This is a genomic window from Pseudomonas sp. SA195 (assembly GCF_054131565.1).
This window is the reverse complement of sequence record NZ_CP096392.1, coordinates 1868137-1894093: the sequence shown is the minus strand read 5'-3', so window position 1 is coordinate 1894093 and position 25957 is coordinate 1868137. Positions and strand designations below refer to the sequence as shown.

Here is a 25957-nt window from a genome sequence, read left to right as displayed (position 1 = left end):
GTTATTGCCTACAGGTAATTCAATGTCCCTGGAAACACACTACACAGCGATCCTTGGTCAACTCGGTGAGGACGTCTCCCGCGAAGGTCTGCTCGACACGCCCAAGCGCGCTGCCAAAGCCATGCAGTACCTGTGCAAGGGCTACCAGCAGACGCTAGAGGAAGTCACCAACGGCGCGCTGTTCAGTTCTGACAACAGCGAAATGGTGCTGGTGAAGAACATCGAGCTTTACTCGCTGTGCGAGCATCACATGCTGCCCTTCATCGGCAAGGCGCACGTGGCTTACCTGCCTAATGGCAAGGTTCTGGGACTCTCCAAGGTCGCCCGCATCGTCGACATGTACGCCCGCCGGCTGCAGATTCAAGAGAACCTGACGCGCCAGATCGCGGAGGCGATTCAGCAGGTTACCGGCGCGTGGGGCGTGGCGGTGGTCATCGAGGCCCAGCACATGTGCATGATGATGCGCGGCGTCGAGAAGCAGAACTCCTCGATGGTGACTTCGGTCATGCTCGGACAGTTCCGCGAAAACGCAGCTACCCGCAGTGAATTTCTCGGTCTAGTCAAATAAGCCACAGGGCGACGGTCGTCGCCCTTCCCGCCTAGCGATTGCGCTAGGCGTCGTACATGCCTACATGGCGCGGATGACTCGCCACCCGCCGCAACCAGGCGCGGATGGCCGGGTAACCGGCCAAGTTGAATCCGCCCTCATCTGCAACATGCGTATAGGCGTACAAGGCCACATCCGCCACTGAATATCGATCACCTACCAGATAGGGCGTCCTGGCAAGCTGCTGCTCCATTACGTCAAGGGCGTGGTAACCATCCAGCTGCCGGGCGGCATAGTCGTCGAGACGGTCATCGGGCATGCCCAGGTACAGTTTGATGAAGCGAGCCACGGCGATGTACGGCTCATGGCTGTACTGTTCGAAGAACTGCCATTGCAGCACCTGGGTACGCAACCGCGCGTCGTCGGGAATGAACTCGGTTCCCTCGGCAAGGAAGTGCAGGATCGCGTTCGATTCCCACAGGCAGGAGCCGTCCTCAAGCTCCAGCACGGGAATCTTACCGTTCGGGTTCTTCTTCAGAAACGCTTCGTCACGGCTCTCGCCCCTGAGGATATCGACCGGTACCCATTCATAGGGCCGCCCGAGCAGGTGAAGCATCAACTTGACCTTGTAGCAGTTGCCAGACCGATGATCGCCGTAAACTTTGTAACCCATAAGATCCTCCCGGGGGCTTGTCAGGCCGCCTCGTCCACTCCCGCTTGGCGGATGACTGCAGCCAGGCGCCGCACCCCTTCACCTAACCGCTCCGGCGCTACGTGGCTGAAATTCAACCGCAAGTAGCCCGGGTTTTGGTCGGGCTCGCTAAAAAACGGCTCGCCCGGCATGAACACGACACCTTGAGCCAGTGCCTGATCAAGCAACGCGCGAGTGTCGATTGGTCTTTTCAGGCGAAGCCAGAAGAACAACCCGCCCTCCGGCACCTGCCAGTCGGCGAGATCGGCAAAATTCGCCTCCAGCGCGGCCTGCATGGCATCTCGCCCCTGCCGATAGAAGGCACGAAGCGTGTCTAGATGGGTGCGGTACTGCTCGCTGCCCAGCCATTGCAACACCAGCCACTGGCCGATTCGGTTGGTATGCAGATCAGCCGATTGCTTGAGACGCAGCAAGTAAGGAAAAAGGTCCGGCGTCGCGATCAAATAGCCGACCCGCAACCCAGGCAACAGCGTTTTCGATACCGTGCCGGTGTAAATCCAGCTGGCCCGGGCGAGACGACTGACAATCGGCCGTGCGGAGCCTTCGTCGAACACCAACTCCCGGTAAGGCTCATCTTCGATCAGGGTGACACCGAACTCGTCCAGCAAGGCGGCAACGGCATCGCGCTTATGCTCGCTGTATCTCACCGCCGACGGGTTTTGGAATGTCGGGATCAGATAGGCGAACGCAGGCTTATGCCGCTCGAGCCGTTCGCGCAGCGCAACGAGCGAAGGCCCATCGGCCTCTTGCGGCACGGAAAGGCAGCTGGCGCCAAACAACTGAAAGGCCTGCAGTGCGGCGAGATAGGTAGGCGCTTCGAGCAAAACCTCCGTACCTCTGTCGATGAACAGCTTGGACGCGAGATCCAGCGTTTGCTGCGAGCCGCTGACGATGAGTACCTGGCTGGCAGAGCAATCGATGCCAAGCTCACGCGCCTGAGCCGCGATAGCCTCGCGTAATGCCGGCTCGCCTTCACTCATTCCGTATTGCCCCACACTGGCCGGCATCGGTGCCCAATCCACTTTCGGCAGCATCGCCTCGGCTGGCAAGCCGCCGGCGAAGGACATGACATCTGGCCGCTGCGCAGCGGCCAGAATTTCACGGATCAGCGAGCTTTTAAGACGGTCGACGCGTTCGGAGAAGGCCATTGGTGCACCAGATGCAGAGGCATGGAAAATGAGTCAAACTTCTTGACCAAAATTACGCCGCCCCCGGTTAATACGTCAACATGCCTGACCTAAAAAAAAGCACTGTGCAACGGCAGATCATGGAAGCCTTCTTTCATGGCTACCAGGCGTTCACAGTGAAGCCTGACGAAATGCTCGCCCGCCGAGGCCTGTCCCGCGTGCATCACCGCATCCTTTTTTTCATCGCCGCTTACCCCGACCTGAGCGTAACCGAGCTGCTTGGCCATCTGGGTGTCAGTAAGCAGGCGCTGAATACGCCCTTAAGGCAGCTGATCGAGATGCATCTCGTTGAAAGCCGAACCGCGGAAGACGACAAGCGCAGGCGCATGCTGCGTTTCACGGCCGAAGGTGCAAAGCTCGAACAGGCGTTGCGCCGGGAACAGGTTCGCCTGCTTCAACGTGCTTTCGAGCAAAGCGGCGAAGAAGCGGTGGCAGGATGGATGGCAGTCAACCAGGCGCTGGCAGCTGGTACGACCCGCAATTAGGACGTACGGACCGACGGGTTACGCTTGAAGCCGAGCGGACCCTAGGAAGCCTCTCGGTGAACAAGTGAGGAGAGGGTCGTGACGGGGTCGGCTAATAAGCACGCAAACTGCGTCGCGCAGCGTGTGCGATGAGCCTCATTGTATGAATAAGGCAAAGGCGCAAGCCTTAATTAGGCGGCACACAGACACAAAAAAGGGCGACCGAAGTCGCCCTTTTTTAGATGGATCGCCAGAACTTAGTTCTGGTTTTCCATTTGTGCGCGGATCAGATCACCGATGGTGGTCGGACCGGCCGACGGCTCTACGTCCTGCTTGGTACGCAGTTCCTTCATCGCGTCTTTCTCATCCTCAACGTCCTTGGACTTGATCGAGAGATTGATGACGCGGCTCTTGCGGTCGATGCTGATGATCTTGGCTTCGACTTCTTCGCCTTCCTTCAGAACGTTACGCGCGTCTTCGACGCGATCACGGCTGATTTCCGACGCCTTCAGAGTAGCCTCGATGTCGTTGCCCAGATCGATGATGGCGCCCTTGGCGTCAACTTCTTTCACGGTGCCACGAACAATGCTGCCCTTGTCGTTAACGGCGGCGTAGTTGGAGAACGGATCGTCTTCCAGCTGCTTGATACCCAGGGAGATGCGCTCACGCTCCGGATCGACCGACAGGATGACGGTATCCAGCTCGTCGCCCTTCTTGAAACGACGCACGGCTTCTTCGCCAGCTTCGTTCCAGGAGATGTCGGACAGGTGAACGAGGCCATCGATGCCGCCGTCCAGACCAATGAAGATACCGAAATCGGTGATCGACTTGATGGTGCCGGAGATGCGGTCGCCCTTGTTGAACTGACCAGAGAAGTCTTCCCACGGGTTGGACTTGCACTGCTTGATGCCCAAGGAGATACGACGACGCTCTTCGTCGATGTCCAGAACCATGACTTCCACTTCGTCGCCGACCTGTACGACCTTCGACGGGTGGATGTTCTTGTTGGTCCAGTCCATTTCGGAAACGTGTACCAGGCCTTCTACACCCTCTTCCAGCTCGGCGAAGCAGCCGTAGTCGGTGAGGTTGGTAACACGGGCCATGACACGGGTGTTTTCCGGGTAACGAGCCTTGATAGCAACCCATGGGTCTTCGCCCAGCTGCTTCAGACCCAGCGATACGCGATTACGCTCGCGATCGAACTTCAGCACCTTAACGTCAATCTCGTCACCAACGTTGACGATCTCCGACGGATGCTTGATGCGCTTCCAGGCCATGTCGGTGATGTGCAGCAGGCCGTCCACGCCGCCCAGGTCGACGAAGGCGCCGTAATCGGTGAGGTTCTTGACGATACCTTTGACCTGCTGGCCTTCCTGCAGCGATTCCAGCAGCGCTTCGCGCTCAGCGCTGTTCTCGGCTTCCAGGACGCTGCGACGAGAAACGACGACGTTGTTGCGCTTCTGGTCCAGCTTGATGACCTTGAACTCGAGCTCTTTGCCTTCCAGGTGAGTGGTATCACGCACTGGACGGACATCAACCAGGGAGCCTGGCAGGAACGCACGGATGCCGTTAACGTCGACAGTGAAGCCGCCTTTAACCTTACCGTTGATAACGCCCTTGACCACTTCCTCAGCTGCGAAAGCCGCTTCCAGAACAATCCAGCACTCGGCACGCTTGGCTTTTTCGCGGGACAGCTTGGTTTCACCGAAGCCATCTTCAACCGCGTCCAGCGCAACGTGAACTTCGTCACCCACGCTGATGGTCAGCTCGCCCTGCTCGTTGTAGAACTGCTCGACCGGGATGACGCCCTCGGACTTGAGGCCAGCATGGACGGTGACCCAGTCACCATCGATGTCGACCACGATGCCGGTGATGATGGCGCCCGGCTGCATGTCGAGGGACTTCAGGCTTTCTTCAAAAAGTTCTGCAAAGCTTTCGCTCATGTTTATTCCTGCTGTTTTCGGGCGAGAAGCCGCCCAATCTCCATATCCCAGATAGACATGGGTTCATTCATATAAAAAAAGGCGTGCGGGCCTGGATCTGGTATCCCGCATGCCTCCTTGTCAATGGCATCGTTGGCAATGCCATCAGGCCGCCTCTCGGCGGTCATTCCTCAAGCAAGGTCGCGTTTGACGGCCTCGCCCATGATGCTTTCCAGCACCTGCTCGATGGAAAGATCGGTGGAATCCACGTGAACCGCATCATCAGCCGGCCTCAGCGGTGCCACCTCACGCTGGGTATCACGCTCGTCACGCACCCGTATCTCATCGAGAAGACTCGCGAGATTAACATCATCACCCTTGCCCTTCAACTGCAGGTAACGGCGGCGCGCCCGCTCTTCAGCACTGGCGGTCAGAAAAATTTTCAGCGGTGCATCCGGGAACACGACCGTACCCATGTCGCGCCCGTCGGCGACCAACCCCGGGGGCTCGCGGAACGCCTTCTGCCGCTGCAGCAGGGCTTCACGCACCACCGGGAGCGCCGCCACCTGCGAGGCCCCAGCACCGACCTGCTCGTTACGGATCGCGCTGGTGACCTCTTCGCCCTCAAGCACAATTTCCATGCCGCGGCCATCCTTCGCTGCGCCGAACTGCACGTCGAGGTGGGCCGCTAGCACCTTTAGCGCTTCCTCATTGGTCAGGTCGACACCGTGATTACGTGCGGCGAACGCCAGCAGACGGTATAGCGCACCGGAGTCCAGGAAATTCCATCCCAGCCTCGCCGCCAGCAGCGCCGCCACAGTACCTTTGCCGGAACCGCTCGGACCGTCGATGGTGACAACCGGGACAGACCTGATCATGAATTACCCTCCACAGCCACTCGCATGCCGGCCCGCTCGGCTAGCGCGAGGAAATTCGGGAACGACGTGGCCACGTTCGCGCAGTCGTGGATACGGATGGCCGCGCTCGCGCGCAGCGAGGCGACGCTGAAGGACATGGCGATACGATGGTCGCCATGAGCCCAAACCTCGCCGCCGCCGATCTTGCCGCCCTCGATGATAATCCCATCCGGTGTTGGTACGGCATTCACGCCGAGCGTTTGCAGACCATCGGCCATCACCTGGATACGGTCAGACTCCTTGACCCGCAGCTCCTCGGCGCCGCGCAAGGTGGTGCGCCCTTCGGCACAGGCGGCGGCAACGAAAAGCACGGGAAACTCATCGATGGCCAGGGGAACCAGATCCTCGGGAATGTCGATGCCCTTCAGCTGGGCGGCACGCACGCGGACGTCGGCAACCGGTTCACCGCCAACCTCCCGCGGGTTGCTCAATTCGATATCGGCGCCCATCAGTTTGAGAATGGAGATGACGCCGGTACGTGTCGGGTTGACTCCAACATGTTCGAGCGTGATATCGGAGCCCGGTGCGATGCTGGCCGCAACCATGAAGAACGCGGCGGAGGAAATGTCCGCCGGAACTTCTATGCGCGCCGAACGCAGTGTATGACCCGACTCAACCGTCACGGTGCTGCCGTCGACCTGGACTGGATAACCAAAGCCCTGAAGCATGCGCTCGGTATGGTCGCGGGTCGGTGCCGGCTCGGTGACCGATACCTTCTCAGCGGCGTAGAGCCCAGCAAGCAACAGGCATGACTTAACCTGGGCGCTAGCCATGGGCATGTCGTAATGCATGCCCGACAACCGTTGGCCCCCACGGATCGTCAACGGCGGGCGGCCTTCGGGGCCGGTCTCGATCACTGCCCCCATCTCACGCAGCGGTTTGGCTACCCGATTCATAGGGCGCTTGCTCAGCGAAGCGTCACCGGTCAGCGTGCTGTCGAACGGCTGCGCTGCCAGCAGTCCGGACAACAAGCGCATCGAAGTACCGGAATTGCCGAGATAGATGGGGCCCGGGGCGGCCTTCAGGCCATGCAGGCCGACGCCGTGGACCGTGACGCGACCCTGGCTTGGGCCCTCGATCACGACGCCCATGTCACGGAAGGCCTGGATCGTCGCCAGGGCGTCTTCGCCTTCGAGAAAGCCCTCGACCTCGGTCACGCCGTCGGCCAATGAGCCGAGCATGATCGAACGATGGGAAATGGACTTGTCCCCGGGTACGCGCAGCTGGCCGCTCAGGCTGCCACCGGGATTGGCAAGAAAAATCAGGTCTTTGGAATGCATAACGTCCACATAGGCTCTGCGAGCCAGAATTTTGCTGAAATGTTCCCGGGCAGCCCTGGCGCGCGTGAACACGCCGAGCAAGGTGTGCCCGTCTCCTTCATCAACCGCCGTACGTAATGCCTCAAGGTCGGCACGAAAATCGTCCAGCGTGTGCAGCACCGCCTCGCGGTTGGCGAGGAAGATGTCATGCCACATCACCGGATCACTGCCCGCGATACGGGTAAAGTCGCGAAAACCACCAGCAGCGTAGCGAAAGATTTCCAGGTTCTCGTTACGTTTGGCCAGCGAATCGACCAGCCCGAACGCCAAGAGGTGCGGAAGATGGCTGGTCGCTGCAAGGACTTCGTCATGATGCGCGACGTCCATGTGTTCGACATCAGCCCCCAAGGCCCGCCAAAGCTTGTCGACCAGTGCCAAGGCAACCGGATCGGTCTCGGCGACCGGCGTCAGGATTACCTTGTGGCGTCGGAACAGCGTGCTTTGGGCAGCCGTCACGCCGCTGCGTTCCGAACCTGCAATCGGATGCCCGGGCACGAAGCGCGCCGGCATCTTCCCGAAACACTCCCGAGCGCATCGGACCACGTTGCCCTTGGCGCTGCCGACGTCGGTCAGTACCGCCTCGCCCAGGTCAAGCGACGCCAACTGCTCCAGCACCCGCTCCATCGCTAGTATCGGAACGGCAAGCTGAATGACGTCTGCGCCTCGGCAGGCATTGGCCAGATCATCGGCACAACGGTCCACCACACCGAGCTCAACGGCTTGCCTACGGGACTCGACGTCCAGATCGAAACCGACCACCTCACCGCACATCCCGCGCTCGCGCAGCCCTTTGGCAAACGACGCCCCGATCAAGCCCAAGCCGATCACCGCCAGGCGATCGATCAGCGGAGCATGTAATTCATCGTCCGCGCGAGTCACCGCGCCAGCACCTGCGCAAGAACGCTAAGGAATCGAGCGTTCTCGGCCTCGGTGCCAATGGACACGCGCAGGAACGTCGGCATGCCGTAACCGGCAACCGGCCGCACAATAACGCCTTCACGCAGCAGCGCCTGGTTGACCGGTGCCGCCTCGAAGCCCAAATCCACGGCGATGAAATTGCCGCGTGACGGGATCCATTGCAGACCCAGCTGGCTGAAGCCTGCCTCCAGTTGCCGCATGCCCGCTTCGTTGCAGGCGCGAGACCGAGCCAGGTACTCGGTGTCATTCAGCGCGGCACAGGCCGCGACCAATGCAAGGCTGTTGACATTGAAGGGCTGGCGAACACGATTAAGCACGTCGGCGATGGCTGGAGCGCAGATCGCATAACCGACGCGAAGCGCGGCCAGGCCATAGGCCTTCGAGAACGTCCGCGAAACCAGCAGGTTGGGATGCTGCGCCAGGAAGGCGAGCCCGTCCGGGAGCTCACCCCCCTCCGCATACTCGATATACGCCTCGTCCAGCACGACCAAGACCCGCTCGGGGACTGCGGCAAGAAAACCCGCCAACGCCTCTGCACCGAACCAGGTGCCGGTTGGGTTGTTCGGGTTGGCGATGAACACCACACGGGTGTTCTCGTCGATTGCCAAGCGCATGGCCTCGAGATCGTGCCCCCATTGCTTGGCGGGGACGGCCTTGGCCTGGGCGCCGACCGCCTGAGTGGCGATGGGATAGACGGCAAAGGCATGCTCACTGAAAACCGCATTGAGACCGGGCGCCAGGAAGGCGCGGGCGACCAACTCGAGGATATCGTTCGAACCGTTGCCGAGCGTTACCTGATCTATCGCGACGCCATAGCGCTCGGCCAGGCGCTGCTTGAGCACGAAGCCATTGCCGTCGGGATAGCGAGTCAGTTCGTCGAGCTCGGCTTTTATCGCCTCGACCGCCAGTGGGCTGGGACCCAGCGGGTTTTCATTGCTTGCCAGCTTGACGATGGCCAGCGGATCGAGGCCAAGCTCGCGGGCCAACTCATCGACGGGTTTGCCGGGCACGTAGGGGGACAACTGCTGCACACCTGGCTGCGCCAGGGCGAGAAAATCACAGGTCATGTTCAGCTCCGCAGAGCTGAAAGCGTGGAGTGTTAAGCAGGGCCTGAGCAATCGGCGCTGCCCAGGGCCACCAGCTCGGCCTCCAGCTTTCAGCCGCCTTTTTAAAGTACCGCCTTTGGATAGGACCCCAGGACTTTCAGCGCCACAGCCTCGGAACCGATCTTTTCCAGGACATCACGGATGAGTGGGTCCTGGTAATGACCAATGCAGTCGATGAAGAACACATAGGTCCATTTGCCGCTACGCGACGGGCGGGTTTCGATACGTGTCAGGTCGATGCCGTTCGAGTGGAACGGCATCAGCAATTCATGCAAGGCACCGGGCTTGTTGCGCATGGAGACGATGATCGAGGTCTTGTCGTCGCCGGTCGGCGGCACTGCTTGATTGCCGATGATGAGGAAGCGTGTGGAATTATCCGGGCGATCCTCGATCTTCTCGGCAAGCTTGGTCAGACCATAGAGCTGCGCTGCCATGTCGCCGGCAATCGCCGCCGAGTTCCATTCACTCTTCACGCGCTTGGCTGCGTCGGCATTGCTGGAGACCGCAACCCGTTCAACATTCGGATAGTGGGCATCCAGCCACTTACGGCATTGCGCCAGTGACTGGGCATGGGAATAAATACGAGTAATGCGATCGGTCTTGGTCGTTTCACCCACGAGCAGGTGATGGTGAATCCGAAGCTCCACTTCGCCGCAGATAACGATGTCGTGCTCGAGAAAACTGTCGAGCGTGTGGTTTACGGCGCCTTCGGTAGAGTTCTCTACCGGCACCACACCGAAATTGACCGCACCGGCAACCACCTCGCGAAACACTTCGTCGATCGCTGCCATCGGCTTGCTGATTACCGAATGACCGAAGTGCTTTAGCGCGGCGGCTTGCGAGAACGTGCCCTCCGGCCCTAGGTACGCGACCCGCAGAGGCTGCTCCAGTGCCAGGCACGAGGACATGATTTCGCGGAACAGCCGGGCAATCTCTTCGTTATCCAGTGGGCCCTTGTTCAGCTCCATGATGTGCTTTAGCACCCAGGCCTCACGCTCCGGCCGGTAGAAGACTGCTTCCTCTCCTTCAGCCAGCGAGGCTGTCTTCACCCTGGCGACGTCCTGGGCGCAGCGTGCACGCTCACTGATCAGTTCGAGGATTTTCTCGTCGAGGCTGTCAATGCGCAGCCGCAGCGCCTTGAGGCGATCAGCGTCACTCATCAGCCGTGCTCCTTCTCGAACTCGCGCATGTAGGCGACCAGCGCCTCGACGGCATCGAGCCCCACGGCGTTGTAGATCGAGGCGCGCATACCGCCCACCGAACGGTGCCCCTTGAGGTTGAGCAACCCACGCGCATCCGCACCGGCTAGAAAGACCTTGTCCAGCTGTTCGTCGGCGAGCCTGAACGGCACGTTCATCCAGGAACGGGCATTTCTGGCGATCGGGTTTGAATAGAAATCGCTGCTATCGATCAGGCCGTAGAGCATGTCCTTCTTGGCGCGGTTACGCTGCTCCATCGCCTCGACGCCGCCCTGCTCCTTCAGCCACTCGAACACCAGGCCCGACAGGTACCAGGAGAAAGTCGCAGGCGTGTTGTACATCGAGCCGTTATCGGCTGCGATCTTGTAGTTCAACATCGTTGGGCAGCTGGATCGCGCCTGGCCCAGCAAATCCTCGCGAACGATCACGACAACCAAGCCGGACGGCCCGATGTTCTTTTGTGCACCCGCATAGATCAGGCCAAAGCGCGAGACGTCGATCGGGCGCGAGAGGATATCGGAGGACATGTCGACGACTAGCGGGGTGTCTCCCAGTTCGGGAATCCAATCGAACTGCAGGCCGCCAATGGTTTCGTTGCTGGCGTAGTGCAGGTAGGCAGCGTTATCGTTCAGTGCCCACTCGTTTTGCCCGGGAATGGCGAAGTAGTCATACCCCTTGGCGCTGGCAGCAACATTGATGTGACCGAACCGCCGGGCTTCCTCGATGCTCTTGCGTGACCAGATTCCCGTATCGACGTAGTCGGCTACGCCTCCTTCCGGTAGCAGGTTCAGGGGAATCTCGGCAAATTGCTGGCTGGCGCCACCCTGGAGAAAAAGTACCTTGTAGTTCGACGGCACGCTCAGCAGGTCACGCAAGTCCTGCTCGGCCTTTTCGGCGATCGCCGTGTACTCGTCGCTGCGATGGCTCATTTCCATGACGGACAAGCCTTTGCCTTGCCAGTCCAGGAGTTCGGCCTGTGCACGCTGCAACACGGCTTCGGGCAGCGCGGCGGGACCTGCGCAGAAGTTGTAGGCGCGTTTGCTCATCTTCTTACTCTCAAAACGGTCGATACCATGCTCGCACCGTCCGCCGCCGAGGCGTGCAGGGGCGTGCTTGCATTCCCTCTGTCCGGCGTAGGCCGATCAGGCGGAGGGCCATCAGCCCACCGCCCTTCACATCAGTCGTCGTCAGTCGGCACTACGTCGGGTGGCACATCTCCACCGCCACCCAACAGCTCATCTTCATTCGGCTCGGTACTGACAACCGGCATTTCCTTGGCCAGCGCGTCCTCGTCCGACGCCGTCTCGACCTCTTCCAAGACATCCTCGGCAGAAGGTTCCTGCACCCGCTCGAGGCCGACCAGATGCTCGTTCTTGCCCAGCTTGATCAAGGTGACGCCCTGCGTATTGCGGCCCAGCGACGACACTTCATCGACACGTGTGCGCACCAGCGTGCCCTGATCGGAGATCAGCATGATCTCCTCGCCGTGCTGTACCTGAACGGCACCGACCAACGGGCCATTACGCTCATTGGTCACCATGGCGATCACGCCCTGGCCACCACGCCCGCGACGCGGAAACTCATTGATGATGGTGCGCTTGCCGTAGCCGTTGAGGCTGGCGGTGAGGATCTGCGCGTCGGGCTCGGGGATCAGCATGGAGATCAGCCGCTGACCTTCGGGTAGACGCATGCCGCGCACGCCGCGGGCGGTACGGCCCATGGTGCGTACGTGCTTCTCCTTGAAGCGAATGACCTTGCCGCCGTCGGAGAACAGCATGACTTCACGCGCGCCGTCGGTGACAGCGGCTGCAATCAGTGTGTCGCCCTCTTCCAGGCTGAGCGCGATGAGGCCAACGCTACGCGGGCGACTGAATTGCGACAGCGGGGTCTTCTTCACTGTCCCCTTGGCAGTTGCCATGAAGATGTAGGTACCGGTCGGCTCGTCTTCCGACTCGTCGGCTTCATCCCCTTCGACCGACTCTTCTGCCTCATCAACGTCGGCGATGATTTCGGCGTCTTCGACATCGTCCTCGCTGCTCTGCTGTTGACGTGCCGCTTCGATGTCGACTTGCAGCATGGCCGTGATGCGCTCGCCTTCGGACAACGGCAGCAGGTTGATCAGCGGGCGACCACGCGAGGTGCGCGAAGCTTCGGGAATCTCATAGGTCTTGAGCCAGTAAACCTTGCCCTTGCTGGAGAACAGCAACAACGTGGTGTGGCTGTTGGCGACCAGCAGATGCTCGATGTAGTCCTCTTCCTTGACGCCGGTAGCCGCCTTGCCGCGACCGCCGCGGCGTTGCGCCTGGTAGGCTGCCAGAGGCTGGGACTTGGCGTAACCGCCGTGGGAAATGGTGACGACGCGCTCTTCCTCGGTGATCAGGTCGGCCAGCGTCAGGTCATGGCGAGACTCCATGATCTCGGTGCGGCGCGCATCGCCGAAGTCGCGCTTGACGCCTTCGAGCTCCTCGCGGATCACCTCCATCAGGCGCACCGGGTTAGTGAGGATGCGGATCAGCTCGCCGATCTGCGCCAGGATTTCCTGGTATTCGCTCAGCAGCTTCTCGTGCTCCAGACCCGTCAGACGATGCAGGCGCAGGTCCAGAATCGCCTGGGCCTGTTCCGGCGACAGGTAGTACTTGCCGTCGCGCAGCCCGAACTGCGGATCGAGCCCTTCGGGGCGGCAATTATCAGCACCGGCGCGCTCGACCATCGCTTCGACCGCACTGGACTCCCACGCGGTCGCGATGAGCGCATCCTTGGCTTCAGCAGGTGTCGGCGAGCGCTTGATCAGCTCGATCACTGGGTCGATGTTCGACAGCGCGACCGCCTGACCCTCGAGAATGTGGCCACGCTCGCGCGCCTTGCGCAATTCGTAGACGGTACGGCGAGTGACCACCTCGCGACGATGCCGAACGAAGGCTTCGAGCAGCTCCTTGAGATTCAAGGTGCGCGGCTGGCCATCGACCAGGGCCACGACGTTGATACCGAACACGCTCTGCAGCTGGGTTTGCGCATAAAGGTTATTAAGAATGACCTCCGGCACTTCGCCGCGGCGCAGCTCGATGACAACGCGCATACCGTCCTTGTCGGACTCGTCGCGAAGTTCGGTGATGCCTTCGAGCCTCTTTTCTTTCACCAGCTCGGCGATCTTCTCGATCAACCGAGCCTTGTTCAGCTGATAGGGCAGCTCGGTGATGACGATCTGCTGGCGGCCACCGACCTTATCGATATCTTCGATGGTCGAGCGCGCCCGCATGTAGATGCGCCCGCGGCCGGTGCGGTAAGCCTCGATGATGCCGGCGCGACCATTGATGATGCCCGCGGTGGGGAAATCGGGGCCGGGAATGAACTGCATCAGCTCATCGATGGTGATATCGGCGTTGTCGATCAACGCCAGGCAACCATCGATTACCTCGCCGAGGTTATGCGGCGGGATATTGGTCGCCATGCCTACCGCGATACCGGACGAACCGTTGACCAGCAGGTTGGGGATCTTGGTCGGCATGACGGCCGGGATCTGCTCGGTGCCGTCGTAGTTCGGCACCCAATCGACGGTTTCCTTGTCCAGATCGGCCAGCAGCTCGTGCGCCAGCTTGGCCATGCGCACTTCGGTGTATCGCATGGCCGCGGCGTTGTCGCCGTCCACCGAACCGAAGTTGCCCTGTCCATCGACCAACATGTAGCGCAGCGAGAACGGCTGAGCCATCCGGACAATGGTGTCGTAGACCGCCGAGTCGCCGTGGGGGTGGTATTTACCGATCACGTCACCGACGACACGGGCGGATTTCTTGTACGGCTTGTTCCAGTCGTTGCCCAGCTCGCTCATGGCATACAGCACACGGCGATGCACCGGCTTCAATCCGTCACGAGCATCCGGCAGCGCACGACCGACGATCACGCTCATGGCGTAGTCGAGATAGGACTGCTTGAGTTCGTCTTCGATATTGACCGGGAGGATTTCTTTGGCCAGTTCGCCCATGGAAGCCTGGTTCCTTTAGTCAGCAGGGTCCTGCGATGAAGCGCGGAATGGTAACACAGCTAAGGAGCCGGAAGGCTCCAGCATGTACGGCAGAGGCATGACGACTATGACGCAGGCAGGGCATCAATGCAGCCGCTTGCGACTCATGAGCGCCTCGAGCTTGGCCTTGCTGGGCCGCTCCACTACGCCTCTTTCAGTAACGATCACGTCGATGAGATCGGCTGGGGTCACGTCGAAGACCGGATTGAACGCCTCGACGTCGGCAGCGAAGCGCTGCCCGTTGACTTCGAGCAGTTCGCTACCGGCTCGCTCTTCGATGGGGATTTCCTCGCCGCTCTCCAGCTCCATATCGATCGTCGAGCTAGGCGCCACAACCATGAAGCGGACGCCATGATGCATGGCTAGCACCGCCAGTTGGTAGGTGCCGATCTTGTTCGCCACGTCACCATTGGCGGTGATTCGGTCCGCGCCTACGATGACCCAGGTGATACCCCGGCTTCTCATAAGGTGCGCCGCCGATGAGTCGGCGTTGAGGGTGACCGGTACTCCCTCACCCGCCAGCTCCCAGGCTGTCAAGCGCGAGCCCTGCAACCAAGGCCGTGTTTCATCGGCATAGACACGTTCGACCAGCCCTTCCAGATGCGCGGCACGAATCACGCCCAGCGCGGTACCGAAGCCACCGGTAGCCAGGCCACCGGTGTTGCAATGAGTGAGCAGGTTCTGCGGGTTGCCTTGGTGCTTGCGGATGATGTCCACGCCGTACTGCGCCATGGTCAGGTTGGCTTCGCGATCACTGGCGTGAATCGATACGGCGTGGGCTTCGGCGGCTGTGTAGGGATCCTCGCCCGGCTTGAGCCGGTCAAGACGCCCGCGCATCTGGTTCAGTGCCCAGAAAAGGCTGACGGCCGTGGGGCGGGAATTTGCCAGCAGCTGATAGTCGGCTTCCAATGCTGCTCGCCAGTCACCCCCTTCGGCCAGCCGGTCGCGCAACGCCAGTGTCAACCCATAGGCCGCACTGATGCCGATCGCTGAGGCTCCACGCACGGCCATGTCAGTGATAGCGGTCGCAACCGCGGCAACCGAATCATAGGTACTCCAGACCTCCCGCAGCGGCAGCTGGCGCTGGTCGAGCAAACGAAGTTGCCCCGCTTGCCATTCGATGGCCTTGACCTTTTCCGCGGCCAGCAAACGCTCACGCATAGCAATCCTCTGTATTAATCGGCAACGGCCCCGTCGCGAGGCCGAGAGACAAAGAAGCCCGGTCGCTTCCGAGCCGGGCTTCTCTGCTTGATGGAATCGGGACGGCGGCATGTGTTCGCCTTCGCACCGTTTTACCCGGGCGCGAATCCTAATCGACTGATTTTTTGAGTACAAGCAAGGTGCCGCGCCGCAGAGCCCAGGCTAGAAAGTGGTTGGCGCTCAATTGAATGATTACAAATAATAAAAATTCCCATTAACATGCTTGCCTTGACCACGGAAGGCTGCCGCCTCAATGAAGCGGGCGGACCTCTCACCCTGCACCCCGGCATCGGCGCTAGCAACGTAACGACCGCCAAGGCCGCTTTCGCCTGAGGAACTCATGCGATGAACCTGACCCTGTCACAGCAACGAGGACTGGACCTGGCCGGCCGAATTACCGCTGCCCTGTTCGGCGGCTATGCATTGGCCTTTGGCGTCACGGCCTTTCTAACCGTCTATCTACCGCTGTCACGGCCGGACCGGGTGGTGACCGCAAGCCTGCTGTGCTTCGCCGTCTGGGTCGCCGCCGTCATCTATGCATTTGCCGCCCGCAGCGCCTGGCGAGCCTGGCTCTGGCTGGCGCTGCTGGCCTTGTCGCTTGGCCTGCTCGCTTACCTGCCCACCGAACTGAGGACTCGCCCATGAATCTGCGTCAATCCATGGCCGGCCTGCATACATGGGGCGGTCTGCTACCCAGCTGGCTGCTGTTCGTGATTCTCTTCGCCGGCACCCTGGCCTGTTTCGACAAGGAGCTGGAGCGTTGGATGCGTCCAGCGCTTCACTCACCTGCCGCTGCTGCCAGCAGCCTCGACGCCGACCACGTCAAGCAATGGCTCGAAACCCATGTCAAAGAACAACTGCATGCCTATTGGCTGCACGGACCGACAGAACGTGAACCTTACTGGCGGCTGGGCTGGGAAGAGGACGGCACCGGCAAGCGTGGTCGAGTCGTTTTCGACCCAGCGAGCGGTGAGCCAATGCCGGAGACGCTGGGCGGCGAGTTTTTCTTCACCCTTCATTACAACCTGCATGCCGGCCAAGCGGGCATGTACATCGTCGGCCTGGCCGGAATGTTCATGTTGGTGGCGCTGGTTTCGGGCGTCATCGTTCATCGAAGGATATTCAAGGATTTCTTCACGCTGCGGCCCCAGGCCAACGGCCAGCGGGCCTGGCTCGATGCGCACAACCTCTTCGGCGTCATCGGCCTGCCCTTTCACCTGATCCTGGCGTACACCGGCGTCGCCGTGTTCGTGGCTTCCTATATGCCCGCTGGCGCGCTCATGGCCTATGACGGCAATCCACTGACCTTCTATGAAGAAGTCCAAGGTGGCTACCACCGCAACGAGCTGGAGCAACCAGCAGGCACGCTGACCTCCATCGACGGGTTGCTCCGCGACGCGCGTCAGCGCTGGGAAGGCGGCGAGCCGGGCTGGATCATCGTCGAACACCCCTTCGACGCTTCCGCTGTTGTCAGCATTCGCCAGCTGGACCCCTCTCGCATCGGCTCGCCGCAGGACGCGCTTCACTATGACGCCTTCACCGGCGAACTGCTTCACCAACAGCAGGCCCCCGCCGCCTACGAGGCTTACACCTGGCTAGTCGGCCTGCACATGGCCCAGTTCGGCGGGCAAATCGTCCGGGTGCTTTATGGCCTGCTTGGCCTGGCTGGCTGCGCGATGCTGATCGCCGGCTCGGCCGTCTGGCTGCGCAAGCGCGAAGCACGGCAATCCAAGGGCTTGAGCGTAGTCCGGGCACTCAACGGGGCGGTGTACTTCGGTTTGCCAATAGCCTCCCTGGTTCTGCTCTGGGCCAATCGCCTACTACCCGATGACATGCCCTCGCGGGCGGCAACCGAAGCCTGGTGCTTCGCACTGAGCTGGGTGGCAGTCGCCGCGTTTGCCGTGCTGCGTGCTGGCCACCCGACCCAGCTACAACGCCAACTGTTCTGCCTGATGGCCGTGCTGGCGCTAGGGCTGCCTGCGCTGGGCGGCCTGTTCACACCAAATGGTCACGTGCTTGCCAGCCTTGGGAGAGGAGACGCTGCGCTGGCTGGTATCGATCTGGTACTGCTCGGCACCGGCGTGCTCTGCGCCTGGCGGGCCTGCGCCCGACCGGCTGAACAGCGCCTGCGTGCCGCTCGCCGCGTCCAGGAGGTGTCGCCATGATCCTGCTGACCTTTCCGGTGGCGTACGTAGCCATGATTGCGCTCTGCCTGGCGATACCACGCCATCATCGCCAGTTGTTCGATACAGCGCCGCAGCCCAACCGACAGCGCGGTCTACGACTGCTGGCACTTGCGCTCTTGGCGGCGACAACCGCGCTCAACGTGGCGTCGCTGGGGTGGGCGATCGGGCTGGTCATCGCCTTGGCACAGTTGATGTGTGCCGGCCTGCTCGTCGGTCTGACGCTTGCCTGGCGTGAGCGCCTGCTGCTGCCTACCGGTGCCGTACTCAGCCTTGCCGGCGCGGTGATCGCGCTGATCTGAACGGAGCGCAACACTTCATCACCTCGACTTGACCACGGCGCGAGCAAAGCAGAATACTGTACGAACATACAGTATCCATGGATTTGCTGTCTGCCATGTCCACCGTCGTTTCCCTCGATCGCCTGCTCGACGCCCGCCAACTCTGGCGCGGCCAGCAGCACAACACCGCCGCGACCAGCCACCAGCCAACGGGGCATGCGGCACTGGACGCGGCGTTGCCCGGCGGGGGCTGGCCAGACGCCGCACTGAGTGAGCTGCTGATTGCCACGCCTGGGCTCGGTGAGTTGCAGCTGCTCTGGCCGACCCTAGCCCGCCTGACCGCTGCCGGCGAGCGCGTCATGCTGATCGCACCACCTCATATCCCCTTCCCTCCAGCCTGGCTTGCCGCTGGAGTTGATTTGCGCCAGATCGGTCTCGTGCGCGCCTCGGGTCGGGAGGCCCTGTGGGCGGCTGAGCAATGCGTGCGCTCAGGCAGTTGTGGTGCGGTCTTGTGCTGGCCGCAACAGGCCGATGATCGCTCGCTGAGACGGCTGCAGGTCGCCGCCGAAACGGGCCAAACGCTGGCCTTCGCCTATCGCCCGCTGCGTGATGCCGTTAACCCATCCCCGGCAGCGTTGCGCCTGGCCATCGAAGGCCACCCGACGCAATTACGAATTCTCAAATGCCGCGGCGGGCTGGCGCCGGTACAGCCGATTCCGGCTTCAGGATGGCATTGAGCATGTGGGCCTGCATCCTGCTGCCACAATTGGCCATGGACGGCGTATTGCGCACACGCGCCGAACGAGAATCACCACTGGCCTTGCTCAGCGGTACCGCACAGCGTCGCCTGCTGCATGCTGTCAATCCCGCCGCCCGTGCACTTGGCCTCAAACCCGGCCAACCACTCGCTGCGGCGCTCGCGTTGACGCGCGATTTCGCCATGGTCGAATACGACCTGGCAGCGGTTGAATCCTGGCAGCAACTACTGGCCGCCTGGGCCTATGGCTACAGTTCGCAAGTCAGCCTGCATTTTCCGCGCTGCCTGCTGCTTGAGGTGCACTCCAGTTTCGGCCTGTTCGGCCCCTGGCCACGATTCGAGGCCCGCCTGCGCGGCGAACTGGAGCAACTGGGGTTTCGCCATCGCATCTGCTTGGCACCCAACCCGGCTGCAGCTCGCGCACTCGTCAATGCACATGACGGCCTGGCAGTGACCGAAGCCTCCCAACTGCACGAGGTGCTCGGGCAGATGCCTATCGAGCGCATCGGCCTGCCACGTGAGACAGCTACGGCATTGTCCCGAATGGGTGTGCGGACGCTGCAGCAAGCCCTGGCGTTGCCCCGCGACAGCTTGGCAAAGCGCGCCTCCACCGGCGTGCTGATGCACATCGACACCTTGCTTGGCCAGCGCCCGCTGCTTCTCGAGTTCTACCGGCCGCCGGACGTCTTCGACACACGCATCGAACTGAACTTCGAGGTCGAGTCCAACCAGGCATTGCTGTTTCCCTTGCGAAGGTTGACTGCGGATCTGGCCGCGTTTCTCTCAGGGCGCGACTGCGGTGTACAGCGTTTCAGCCTGTATCTGGAGCATCGCAATCTGCCCGACAGCGAAGTGCCGGTCGGCCTGCTCAGCGCCGAACGTGAATCCGCCATGCTGTTCGAGCTGACCCGGGGTCGCCTCGAGCACCTGCAACTGCCCGCGCCGGTGCTCGCCGTCCGCCTGCTGGCTCAAGACCTACCGCGCTTCACACCCGTCCATCAGCCGTTATTCGATGAGCGCCCCCAGCAGAACCTGCCCTGGGAGCAACTGCGTGAACGCCTGCGGGCGCGGCTGGGTGATAACGCCGTGGTCCCCTTGAGCGCCCGTGCGGATCATCGCCCCGAATGCGCTTGGCAGGAACGCACCCTCCTTCGCCCCGAACCGCTGCCGAGCCAAGGGCCACGACCAGGTTGGTTACTGCACAAGCCTCAGCCGCTACGAGAAGAAGGCTTGCGCATCCTGGCCGGCCCCGAGCGCATCGAGTCCGGCTGGTGGGACGGTGCCGATGCGCGGCGCGACTATTACCTCGTATTGACTTCCTCCGGCCAACGCGGCTGGGCGTTTCGCCCAGTCACCGGCGGCCCGCTATTGCTGCACGGCTGGTTCGCATGAACACCGAATACGCCGAGCTGCATTGCCTGTCCAACTTCAGTTTCCAGCGCGGCGCCTCCAGTGCGCGCGAGCTGTTCGATCGCGCCGCGCGCCAGGGTTACCGAGCCCTGGCGATCACCGATGAATGCACACTGGCCGGCATCGTGCGCGCCTGGCAGGCATCGAAAGACACCGGATTGCCACTGATCATCGGCAGTGAAGTCCAGATCGAGGGCGGCCCGAAGCTAGTACTGCTCGTGGAAAACCTGACGGGTTATCAGGCCCTGTGCCGCTTGATCACCCGTGCCCGTCGCCGTGCCGAGAAGGGCCGCTACCAGGCCCTTTGGGAAGACCTGGACGAAATGGGCGAAGGCGGACTCGCGATCTGGCTCCCCATGGACAAGAAAGCCGATGCTGAAGGCCAGCGGCTATATGAGCGGTTCGGTGAACGCCTGTGGCTGGGCATCGAACTGCACCGAGGCCCGGACGATGCGCGACACCTTGAACACTGGCAGGCCCTGGCCAGACGCTTGCGCATACCTGCCGTGGCCTGTGGCGATGTTCACATGCATGCTCGCGGTCGCCGCGCGCTACAGGATTGCATGACAGCCATCCGTCACCATCTGCCGGTGGCCGAAGCCGGATGTCACCTCTTTCCCAACGGCGAACGCCATCTACGCCCGCGTGACGAACTGGCCCAGCTCTACCCGCCCGAATTGCTGGCCGAAACGCTGCGCATCAGCGAGCGCTGCCATTTTCAGCTGAATCAACTGAAGTACCAGTACCCTCATGAACTGGTACCACCCGGCCACGACACCCGCTCCTGGCTGCGCAAACTCGTCGAGGATGGAGCACTCTGGCGATGGCCGGACGGCCTTTCGGAAAAGGCCCGCGCTCAGCTCGAACATGAACTCGAGCTGATTACCGACCTGAACTACGAAAGCTACTTTTTGACCGTTCATGACATTGTCCGCTTCGCCCGTGAGCGCGGCATTCTCTGTCAGGGTCGAGGCTCGGCGGCCAATTCGAGTGTGTGTTTCGTGCTCGGCATCACCGAGCTCGACCCCATGCGCAGCCGGCTGTTATTCGAACGCTTCCTCTCGCGTGAGCGCAAGGAACCGCCGGACATCGATGTCGACTTCGAGCACGACCGGCGAGAAGAGGTCATTCAGTACGTTTTTCGCCGTTACGGCCGAAACCGCGCCGCCCTGACCGCTGTCGCCAGCAGCTACCGCGCCACCGGTGCCATACGCGATGTTGCCAAAGCCCTGGGCTTGCCGCCGGACCAAATCAATGCGCTGGCAGGATGTTGCGGCCGCTGGAGCGAGGACATACCCGCTAACACGCGATTGATCGAGGCGGGCTTCGATCCGGACAGCCCAGTCCTGCGCCGGGTGCTGGTGCTGACCAGGGAGCTGATCGGATTTCCACGTCACCTTTCTCAGCACCCCGGTGGTTTCGTGATCTCCGAGCACCCACTGGACACACTGGTGCCGGTCGAGAACGCCAGCATGGCCGATCGTACGGTTATTCAGTGGGACAAGGACGATCTGGACCAGGTCGGCCTGCTGAAGGTGGATGTACTTGCGCTGGGCATGCTCAGCGCCATACGACGCTGCTTCGACCTGATCGAACGCTATCGTGGCACCCGATGGACGCTTGCCACACTGCCCGCGGATGACCGTCAAACCTACGACATGATCAGCCGGGCGGACACTATCGGCGTTTTCCAGATCGAATCCCGCGCGCAAATGGCGATGCTGCCGCGCCTGCGACCGAAGACCTTCTACGACCTGGTTATTCAGGTCGCCATCGTGCGTCCTGGCCCGATACAGGGCGATATGGTTCACCCCTATTTACGGCGGCGCAACAACGAAGAGAAGGTGGTCTACCCCTCCGAAGAACTGCAACCGGTGTTCGAGCGAACCCTCGGCGTGCCGCTGTTCCAGGAGCAGGTGATGGAACTGGCCATCGTCGCAGCCAAATACACACCGGACGAGGCCGACCAGCTGCGCCGAGCAATGGCCGCCTGGAAGCGCCACGGCAGCCTCGAACCCCACCGCATCCGGCTCAGCCAACGCATGCTTGCGCGAGGCTACGACGAAGCATTCATCGCGCGGATCTTCGAACAGATCAAGGGCTTCGGCAGCTATGGCTTTCCCGAATCACACGCCGCGAGCTTCGCCCTGCTGACCTATGCCAGTTGCTGGCTCAAGCGCCACGAACCCGCCGCATTTGCCTGCGCCCTGATCAATAGCTGGCCAATGGGCTTCTATAACCCCGACCAAGTGCTACAGGACGCCCGACGCCATGGTTTGGATATCCGCCCCGTGGACGTCCGTCATAGCGGCTGGGACTGCAGTCTCGAGCCATGTGGCCAGGCACAACCTGCCATTCGCCTGGGGTTGCGTCTAGTGCGCGGGCTTCGTGAAGCCGATGCTCGCCGCATCGAGGCCGCACGTGAACATCAGCCCTTTGTGGACATCCCTGATCTCTGCCTGCGCACCGGCCTCGAAGCGCGCGCCCGCGAACAGCTTGCCGATGCTGGGGCCTTACGTGGTTTGGCTGGTCACCGGCACCGGGCCCGCTGGGTCATCGCTGGCGTAGAGCCGCAGCTGCCCCTGTTCTCCGGCTTGCCCACCCCAGTAGAAGCATCCATCACCCTGCCTTTGCCTTCGGCCGGTGAGGACTTGCTCAACGATTACGCCACCCTCGGCACCACGCTCGGCCCTCACCCCTTGCTCATGCTGCGGGACCAACTGAACGCCAGACGTTGCCGCAGCTCACAGGAGCTGGCCATGATCGAGCATGGTCGCCCGGTTAGCGTGGCCGGTCTTGTCATCGGGCGGCAGCGCCCGCAAACCGCCAGTGGTGTCATCTTCGTCACGCTCGAAGACGAATTCGGCATGGTCAACGTCATAGTCTGGCGCGACCTGGCCGAACGCCAACGGCGCCCGCTGATCCAGTCGCGACTGCTTCGTGTCGATGGGCACCTGGAGTCTGCCAGCGGCGTTCGGCATGTCATCGCAGGCCGCCTGAGCGACCTCACACCTCTGCTGACCGGGCTAGATGTCCGCAGCCGGGATTTCCAATAGCAGCCAGCCGCCGCTGCGGCGATCTAACTAGGAGTGGCCGCCCCGCCCTGCCGCCCTGTATTCGCGATGTCACGAAGCGCTGCGGCCAACACCTCGATATCGAAAGGCTTGGCCAGGACTTTGAAGCCGTGCTCCCCTGGTGCCCGCTCGGTATAGCCGGTCGCCAGCAGGATCGGCATGTCCGGGAACAGCGCGCGCACCGTTTGTGCCAGCCCGACTCCATCCATACTCCCGGGCATGAGGATGTCCGAGAACAGCACGTCGATTTCCGGCTGGTTGGCCGCATCGAACCGCGCAAGAGCCGCATCCGCATCTCCCGCTACTTCGACACGATAACCAAGCTGTTCGAGCATCGGCGCCACCACGTCCCGCACTTCGGCGTCATCATCCACGAGCAGCACGCGGGCAGTGCCCGTCATAGGCGTTTCAGCCTCGCAAGGCAGGTCTCGCACTTCATCCTTGTCGACCCAAGGCAACCACACCGAAACGCGCGTGCCTCGTGCCAACTCGCTCTGAATCGTCACGGCGCCGCTCGATTGCCGCGCGAAACCGTAAACCTGTGCAAGCCCGAGGCCGGTCCCTTCCCCGACGCCCTTGGTGGTGAAGAACGGTTCGAACGCCTTGGCGATCACATCCTTCGTCATGCCTTGCCCGGTATCGGTCAGGCTGAGCTCGATGTAGGGGCCTTCCGCTAAGCCCTGCTCATTACCGACTTCAAGCCGGGCAGCCACCAGCCCGATGGTCAGGCACCCACCATCAGGCATCGCATCGCGAGCATTCAGCGCGATGTTCAGAATGGCCAGCTCGCACTGCAACGGATCGACGACCGTCGGCCAGCCCCCTTCAGGTAAATGCAGGACCGTCTGCACGCGACGCGGCAAGGCACCGTTGAGCAGCTCGCTCATGCCCAGAATAAGGTCTCGTAAATCGACAGGCTTGGCCTCATCGGCCCGGTTACGGCTAAAGGTCATCAGCTGGCGAGTCAGCTGAGTGCCCCGCGTGACGGAGCGCTGACACGACTCCAACGCACGCTTTACCCGCTCGTTCGTGGACAGCATGTAGGCCAACTGAAGCCCCATGTTCATGCTTTGCAGCAGGTTGTTGAAATCATGCGCAATGCCACCGGTCAGCCGTCCCAGCGCTTCGAGCTTTTGCCCCTGCAACAGCGCCTGGTGCGAACGTTCCGCCTGGCCCAACGCCTCGGCAACCCGCTCGGCCATTTCCGCATTGGCGCGATGAATCTTCTGACTCGCATCAGCCAGCACCCAAGCCGTTCTGTCCGTTTCCGTCATTCCCGTCGGAGGGGCATCTACCCGTTCCCCGCGTGCCAATGCCTGTGCCGCTCGATCCAGCTGCCCGAGCGGCCGAGTGATCGTTCGTCCGACCATAAAGGCGAGCGCTAACGCCAAGCCCAGAACCAGCATGAAACCGACCAGCACGGCACCAAGCGGGGCCAACGCATTCTGCAGTAACTCATGACGCGGTATTGCGATCAGCACCGTCCAGCCGGATTTGCCGCCTCGACTGAAGAACGTCACGACCTCCACACCATCACGGGTCACCGACTCGGTGGCACCGCCGCCAGCCGGCTGTGCAACAAGCTCCTTGCGAATATGTTCGCTGGCACGCTCGCCAATATGCGCCGCCGGATCGCGTGTACGCGCCACGATCCGATACTGGCTGTCCAGCACGACGCCAAGCCAACGTTCAGGCAATCCTTGCTCGACCAGCACCGCGCCCAACTGTGCCGCAGAGAATTCCATCGAGAGGTAGTAAACGACACGGCCATTCCGCATCACCGGGGTATGTATAGCGAAGGCAAGCGAGCCATCGTCCGGATCGGTATACAACGGGCTGACATCCATACCCGCGCTGGGAAGCAACCGCGGCAGGCTCGGCGGCATCGGCAATGGCGCCCCAAAAGGTTGACGGGTGTCCATCAAAGGAATGCCGTCGAGATCGAATACCGTCACGCTGGAGCCCAACGGCTCCACTGCTTCGCGTACTCGCGCATGGAAGGTCGCCAGGTTGCCTTGAACCAGGCCCGGCGAAATCGCGATCGTCGAGGCGATTGCCTCATAACGCGCCAGATCCCGATCTACCGCCAGCGCTACCGCCCGGGTCGTCTCCTGCATGCTGGCCGAAACCCGCTTCCACTGCGATTGATAAACCGAGTAGGTGATGAACAACGCAAATAGCAAGGTCGGCAGCAGAATGGCCAGGACCAACCAAACAAGACGGCGGCGAATTGACAAAACGAAAGGCCCGTATCGGATTAGCGCAGCGAATGAAGACTGCCAACACAGCCCCATCACGACGCGATCGGCTTGCCCTTTAGCCTGGGCAAAGTGGCGACCAGCGCGAGATATTGCGGCCTGCGCACTCATTCAAGCCAGCCAAGACACCTTGGTCAACCGCAACAGGCTCAACGGTAAAGCGCCGCTACCGGGCTAAGCCAGTGGGAGTGACTTCCTAACTAAGAAACGCCTGACGGACATTAAAACTGGCAACAGCCCGAATAGGCGCGTTTTGAAATTCACATTGGCTCAGGAAGAGTGAATCGAACACTCGAAGCTATAGCACGCTCAGTTTGGAGCCTAGTTGCCATCACTGAATGCGCGAAATAAAACGGGGAAGATATATGGCATGGAGTGCATTCCAAAAGTGCAGCGAAACGCACCGTTTGGCAGGGCAACGCGGCAAATCGATCTGCCCGTCTGCAAACCTCTGCTTTCAGCAAAAGCGACCGATGCTTTCTTAG

The 25957-nt window shown here is 61.5% G+C and carries 19 protein-coding genes; 8 read left to right on the top strand and 11 right to left on the bottom strand.

From position 1 onward, the window contains the following. Nucleotides 1–22: 22 nt before the first annotated feature. A complete protein-coding gene (gene folE / locus M1D78_RS08790) occupies nt 23–568 on the top strand; it encodes a GTP cyclohydrolase I FolE (protein ID WP_437419625.1) in 546 nt (181 codons plus the stop codon). Nucleotides 569–611: 43 nt separating this feature from the next. Here folE and M1D78_RS08785 read toward each other — a convergent pair whose 3' ends face one another. Further along, the gene (locus M1D78_RS08785) at nt 612–1220 is read right to left on the bottom strand and encodes a glutathione S-transferase family protein (protein WP_437419626.1); all 609 of its coding nucleotides are present in this window, start codon (nt 1218–1220) and stop codon (nt 612–614) included. Between the two features lie 20 nt (nt 1221–1240). Then, nucleotides 1241–2407 carry an aminotransferase-like domain-containing protein gene (locus M1D78_RS08780; RefSeq protein ID WP_437419627.1) on the bottom strand — a complete coding sequence of 389 codons (1167 nt, stop codon included), beginning with the start codon at nt 2405–2407 and terminating at the stop codon, nt 1241–1243. A gap of 80 nt (nt 2408–2487) precedes the next feature. On the opposite strand from M1D78_RS08780, the gene M1D78_RS08775 reads away from it, so the two are divergent. Continuing rightward, nucleotides 2488–2931: a MarR family winged helix-turn-helix transcriptional regulator gene (locus M1D78_RS08775; protein WP_437419628.1), complete on the top strand. Its 444-nt coding sequence runs from the start codon at nt 2488–2490 to the stop codon at nt 2929–2931. A 236-nt stretch (nt 2932–3167) separates the two neighbouring features. Here M1D78_RS08775 and rpsA read toward each other — a convergent pair whose 3' ends face one another. The 8 genes from rpsA to mtnA all read right to left on the bottom strand — a co-directional run bounded on the left by rpsA (nt 3168) and on the right by mtnA (nt 15470). Beyond that, a complete protein-coding gene (gene rpsA / locus M1D78_RS08770) occupies nt 3168–4853 on the bottom strand; it encodes a 30S ribosomal protein S1 (RefSeq protein WP_437419629.1) in 1686 nt (561 codons plus the stop codon). Nucleotides 4854–5023: 170 nt separating this feature from the next. Beyond that, nucleotides 5024–5710, bottom strand: a complete 687-nt coding sequence (gene cmk / locus M1D78_RS08765; RefSeq protein ID WP_437419630.1) for a (d)CMP kinase — start codon at nt 5708–5710, stop codon at nt 5024–5026. Then, nucleotides 5707–7947, bottom strand: a complete 2241-nt coding sequence (locus M1D78_RS08760) for a bifunctional prephenate dehydrogenase/3-phosphoshikimate 1-carboxyvinyltransferase (RefSeq protein WP_437419631.1) — start codon at nt 7945–7947, stop codon at nt 5707–5709. Before M1D78_RS08760 ends, cmk begins: the two co-directional genes overlap by 4 nt. After that, nucleotides 7944–9053 (bottom strand): histidinol-phosphate transaminase, encoded by a 1110-nt coding sequence (gene hisC / locus M1D78_RS08755; RefSeq protein WP_437419632.1) that lies wholly within the window; start codon nt 9051–9053, stop codon nt 7944–7946. The genes M1D78_RS08760 and hisC overlap by 4 nt, the downstream gene beginning before the upstream one ends. A gap of 101 nt (nt 9054–9154) precedes the next feature. After that, on the bottom strand, nt 9155–10252 hold the full coding sequence (gene pheA / locus M1D78_RS08750) for a prephenate dehydratase (RefSeq protein WP_437419633.1): 1098 nt from the start codon (nt 10250–10252) through the stop codon (nt 9155–9157). Next, nucleotides 10252–11337 carry a 3-phosphoserine/phosphohydroxythreonine transaminase gene (gene serC / locus M1D78_RS08745; RefSeq protein ID WP_437419634.1) on the bottom strand — a complete coding sequence of 362 codons (1086 nt, stop codon included), beginning with the start codon at nt 11335–11337 and terminating at the stop codon, nt 10252–10254. The genes pheA and serC overlap by 1 nt, the downstream gene beginning before the upstream one ends. 131 nt (nt 11338–11468) lie before the next feature. Next, the gene (gyrA, locus tag M1D78_RS08740) at nt 11469–14270 is read right to left on the bottom strand and encodes a DNA gyrase subunit A (protein WP_437419635.1); all 2802 of its coding nucleotides are present in this window, start codon (nt 14268–14270) and stop codon (nt 11469–11471) included. A 123-nt stretch (nt 14271–14393) separates the two neighbouring features. Then, nucleotides 14394–15470, bottom strand: a complete 1077-nt coding sequence (mtnA, locus tag M1D78_RS08735; protein ID WP_437419636.1) for an S-methyl-5-thioribose-1-phosphate isomerase — start codon at nt 15468–15470, stop codon at nt 14394–14396. A 384-nt stretch (nt 15471–15854) separates the two neighbouring features. On the opposite strand from mtnA, the gene M1D78_RS08730 reads away from it, so the two are divergent. The 6 genes from M1D78_RS08730 to M1D78_RS08705 all read left to right on the top strand — a co-directional run bounded on the left by M1D78_RS08730 (nt 15855) and on the right by M1D78_RS08705 (nt 23196). Further along, nucleotides 15855–16154, top strand: coding sequence for a DUF3649 domain-containing protein (locus M1D78_RS08730; RefSeq protein ID WP_437419637.1), 300 nt, complete (start codon nt 15855–15857; stop codon nt 16152–16154). Beyond that, nucleotides 16151–17674, top strand: coding sequence for a PepSY-associated TM helix domain-containing protein (locus M1D78_RS08725; protein ID WP_437419638.1), 1524 nt, complete (start codon nt 16151–16153; stop codon nt 17672–17674). The genes M1D78_RS08730 and M1D78_RS08725 overlap by 4 nt, the downstream gene beginning before the upstream one ends. After that, nucleotides 17671–17994 (top strand): DUF3325 domain-containing protein, encoded by a 324-nt coding sequence (locus M1D78_RS08720; protein ID WP_437419639.1) that lies wholly within the window; start codon nt 17671–17673, stop codon nt 17992–17994. Before M1D78_RS08725 ends, M1D78_RS08720 begins: the two co-directional genes overlap by 4 nt. A gap of 95 nt (nt 17995–18089) precedes the next feature. Next, nucleotides 18090–18710: a translesion DNA synthesis-associated protein ImuA gene (gene imuA, locus M1D78_RS08715; protein WP_437420364.1), complete on the top strand. Its 621-nt coding sequence runs from the start codon at nt 18090–18092 to the stop codon at nt 18708–18710. A gap of 2 nt (nt 18711–18712) precedes the next feature. Further along, nucleotides 18713–20122, top strand: coding sequence for a Y-family DNA polymerase (locus tag M1D78_RS08710; protein ID WP_437419640.1), 1410 nt, complete (start codon nt 18713–18715; stop codon nt 20120–20122). After that, complete coding sequence (locus M1D78_RS08705) at nt 20098–23196, top strand: error-prone DNA polymerase (RefSeq protein ID WP_437420365.1); 3099 nt, start codon at nt 20098–20100, stop codon at nt 23194–23196. Before M1D78_RS08710 ends, M1D78_RS08705 begins: the two co-directional genes overlap by 25 nt. 23 nt (nt 23197–23219) lie before the next feature. Here M1D78_RS08705 and M1D78_RS08700 read toward each other — a convergent pair whose 3' ends face one another. Then, a complete protein-coding gene (locus tag M1D78_RS08700; RefSeq protein WP_437419641.1) occupies nt 23220–25451 on the bottom strand; it encodes a response regulator in 2232 nt (743 codons plus the stop codon). Nucleotides 25452–25957: the final 506 nt, after the last annotated feature.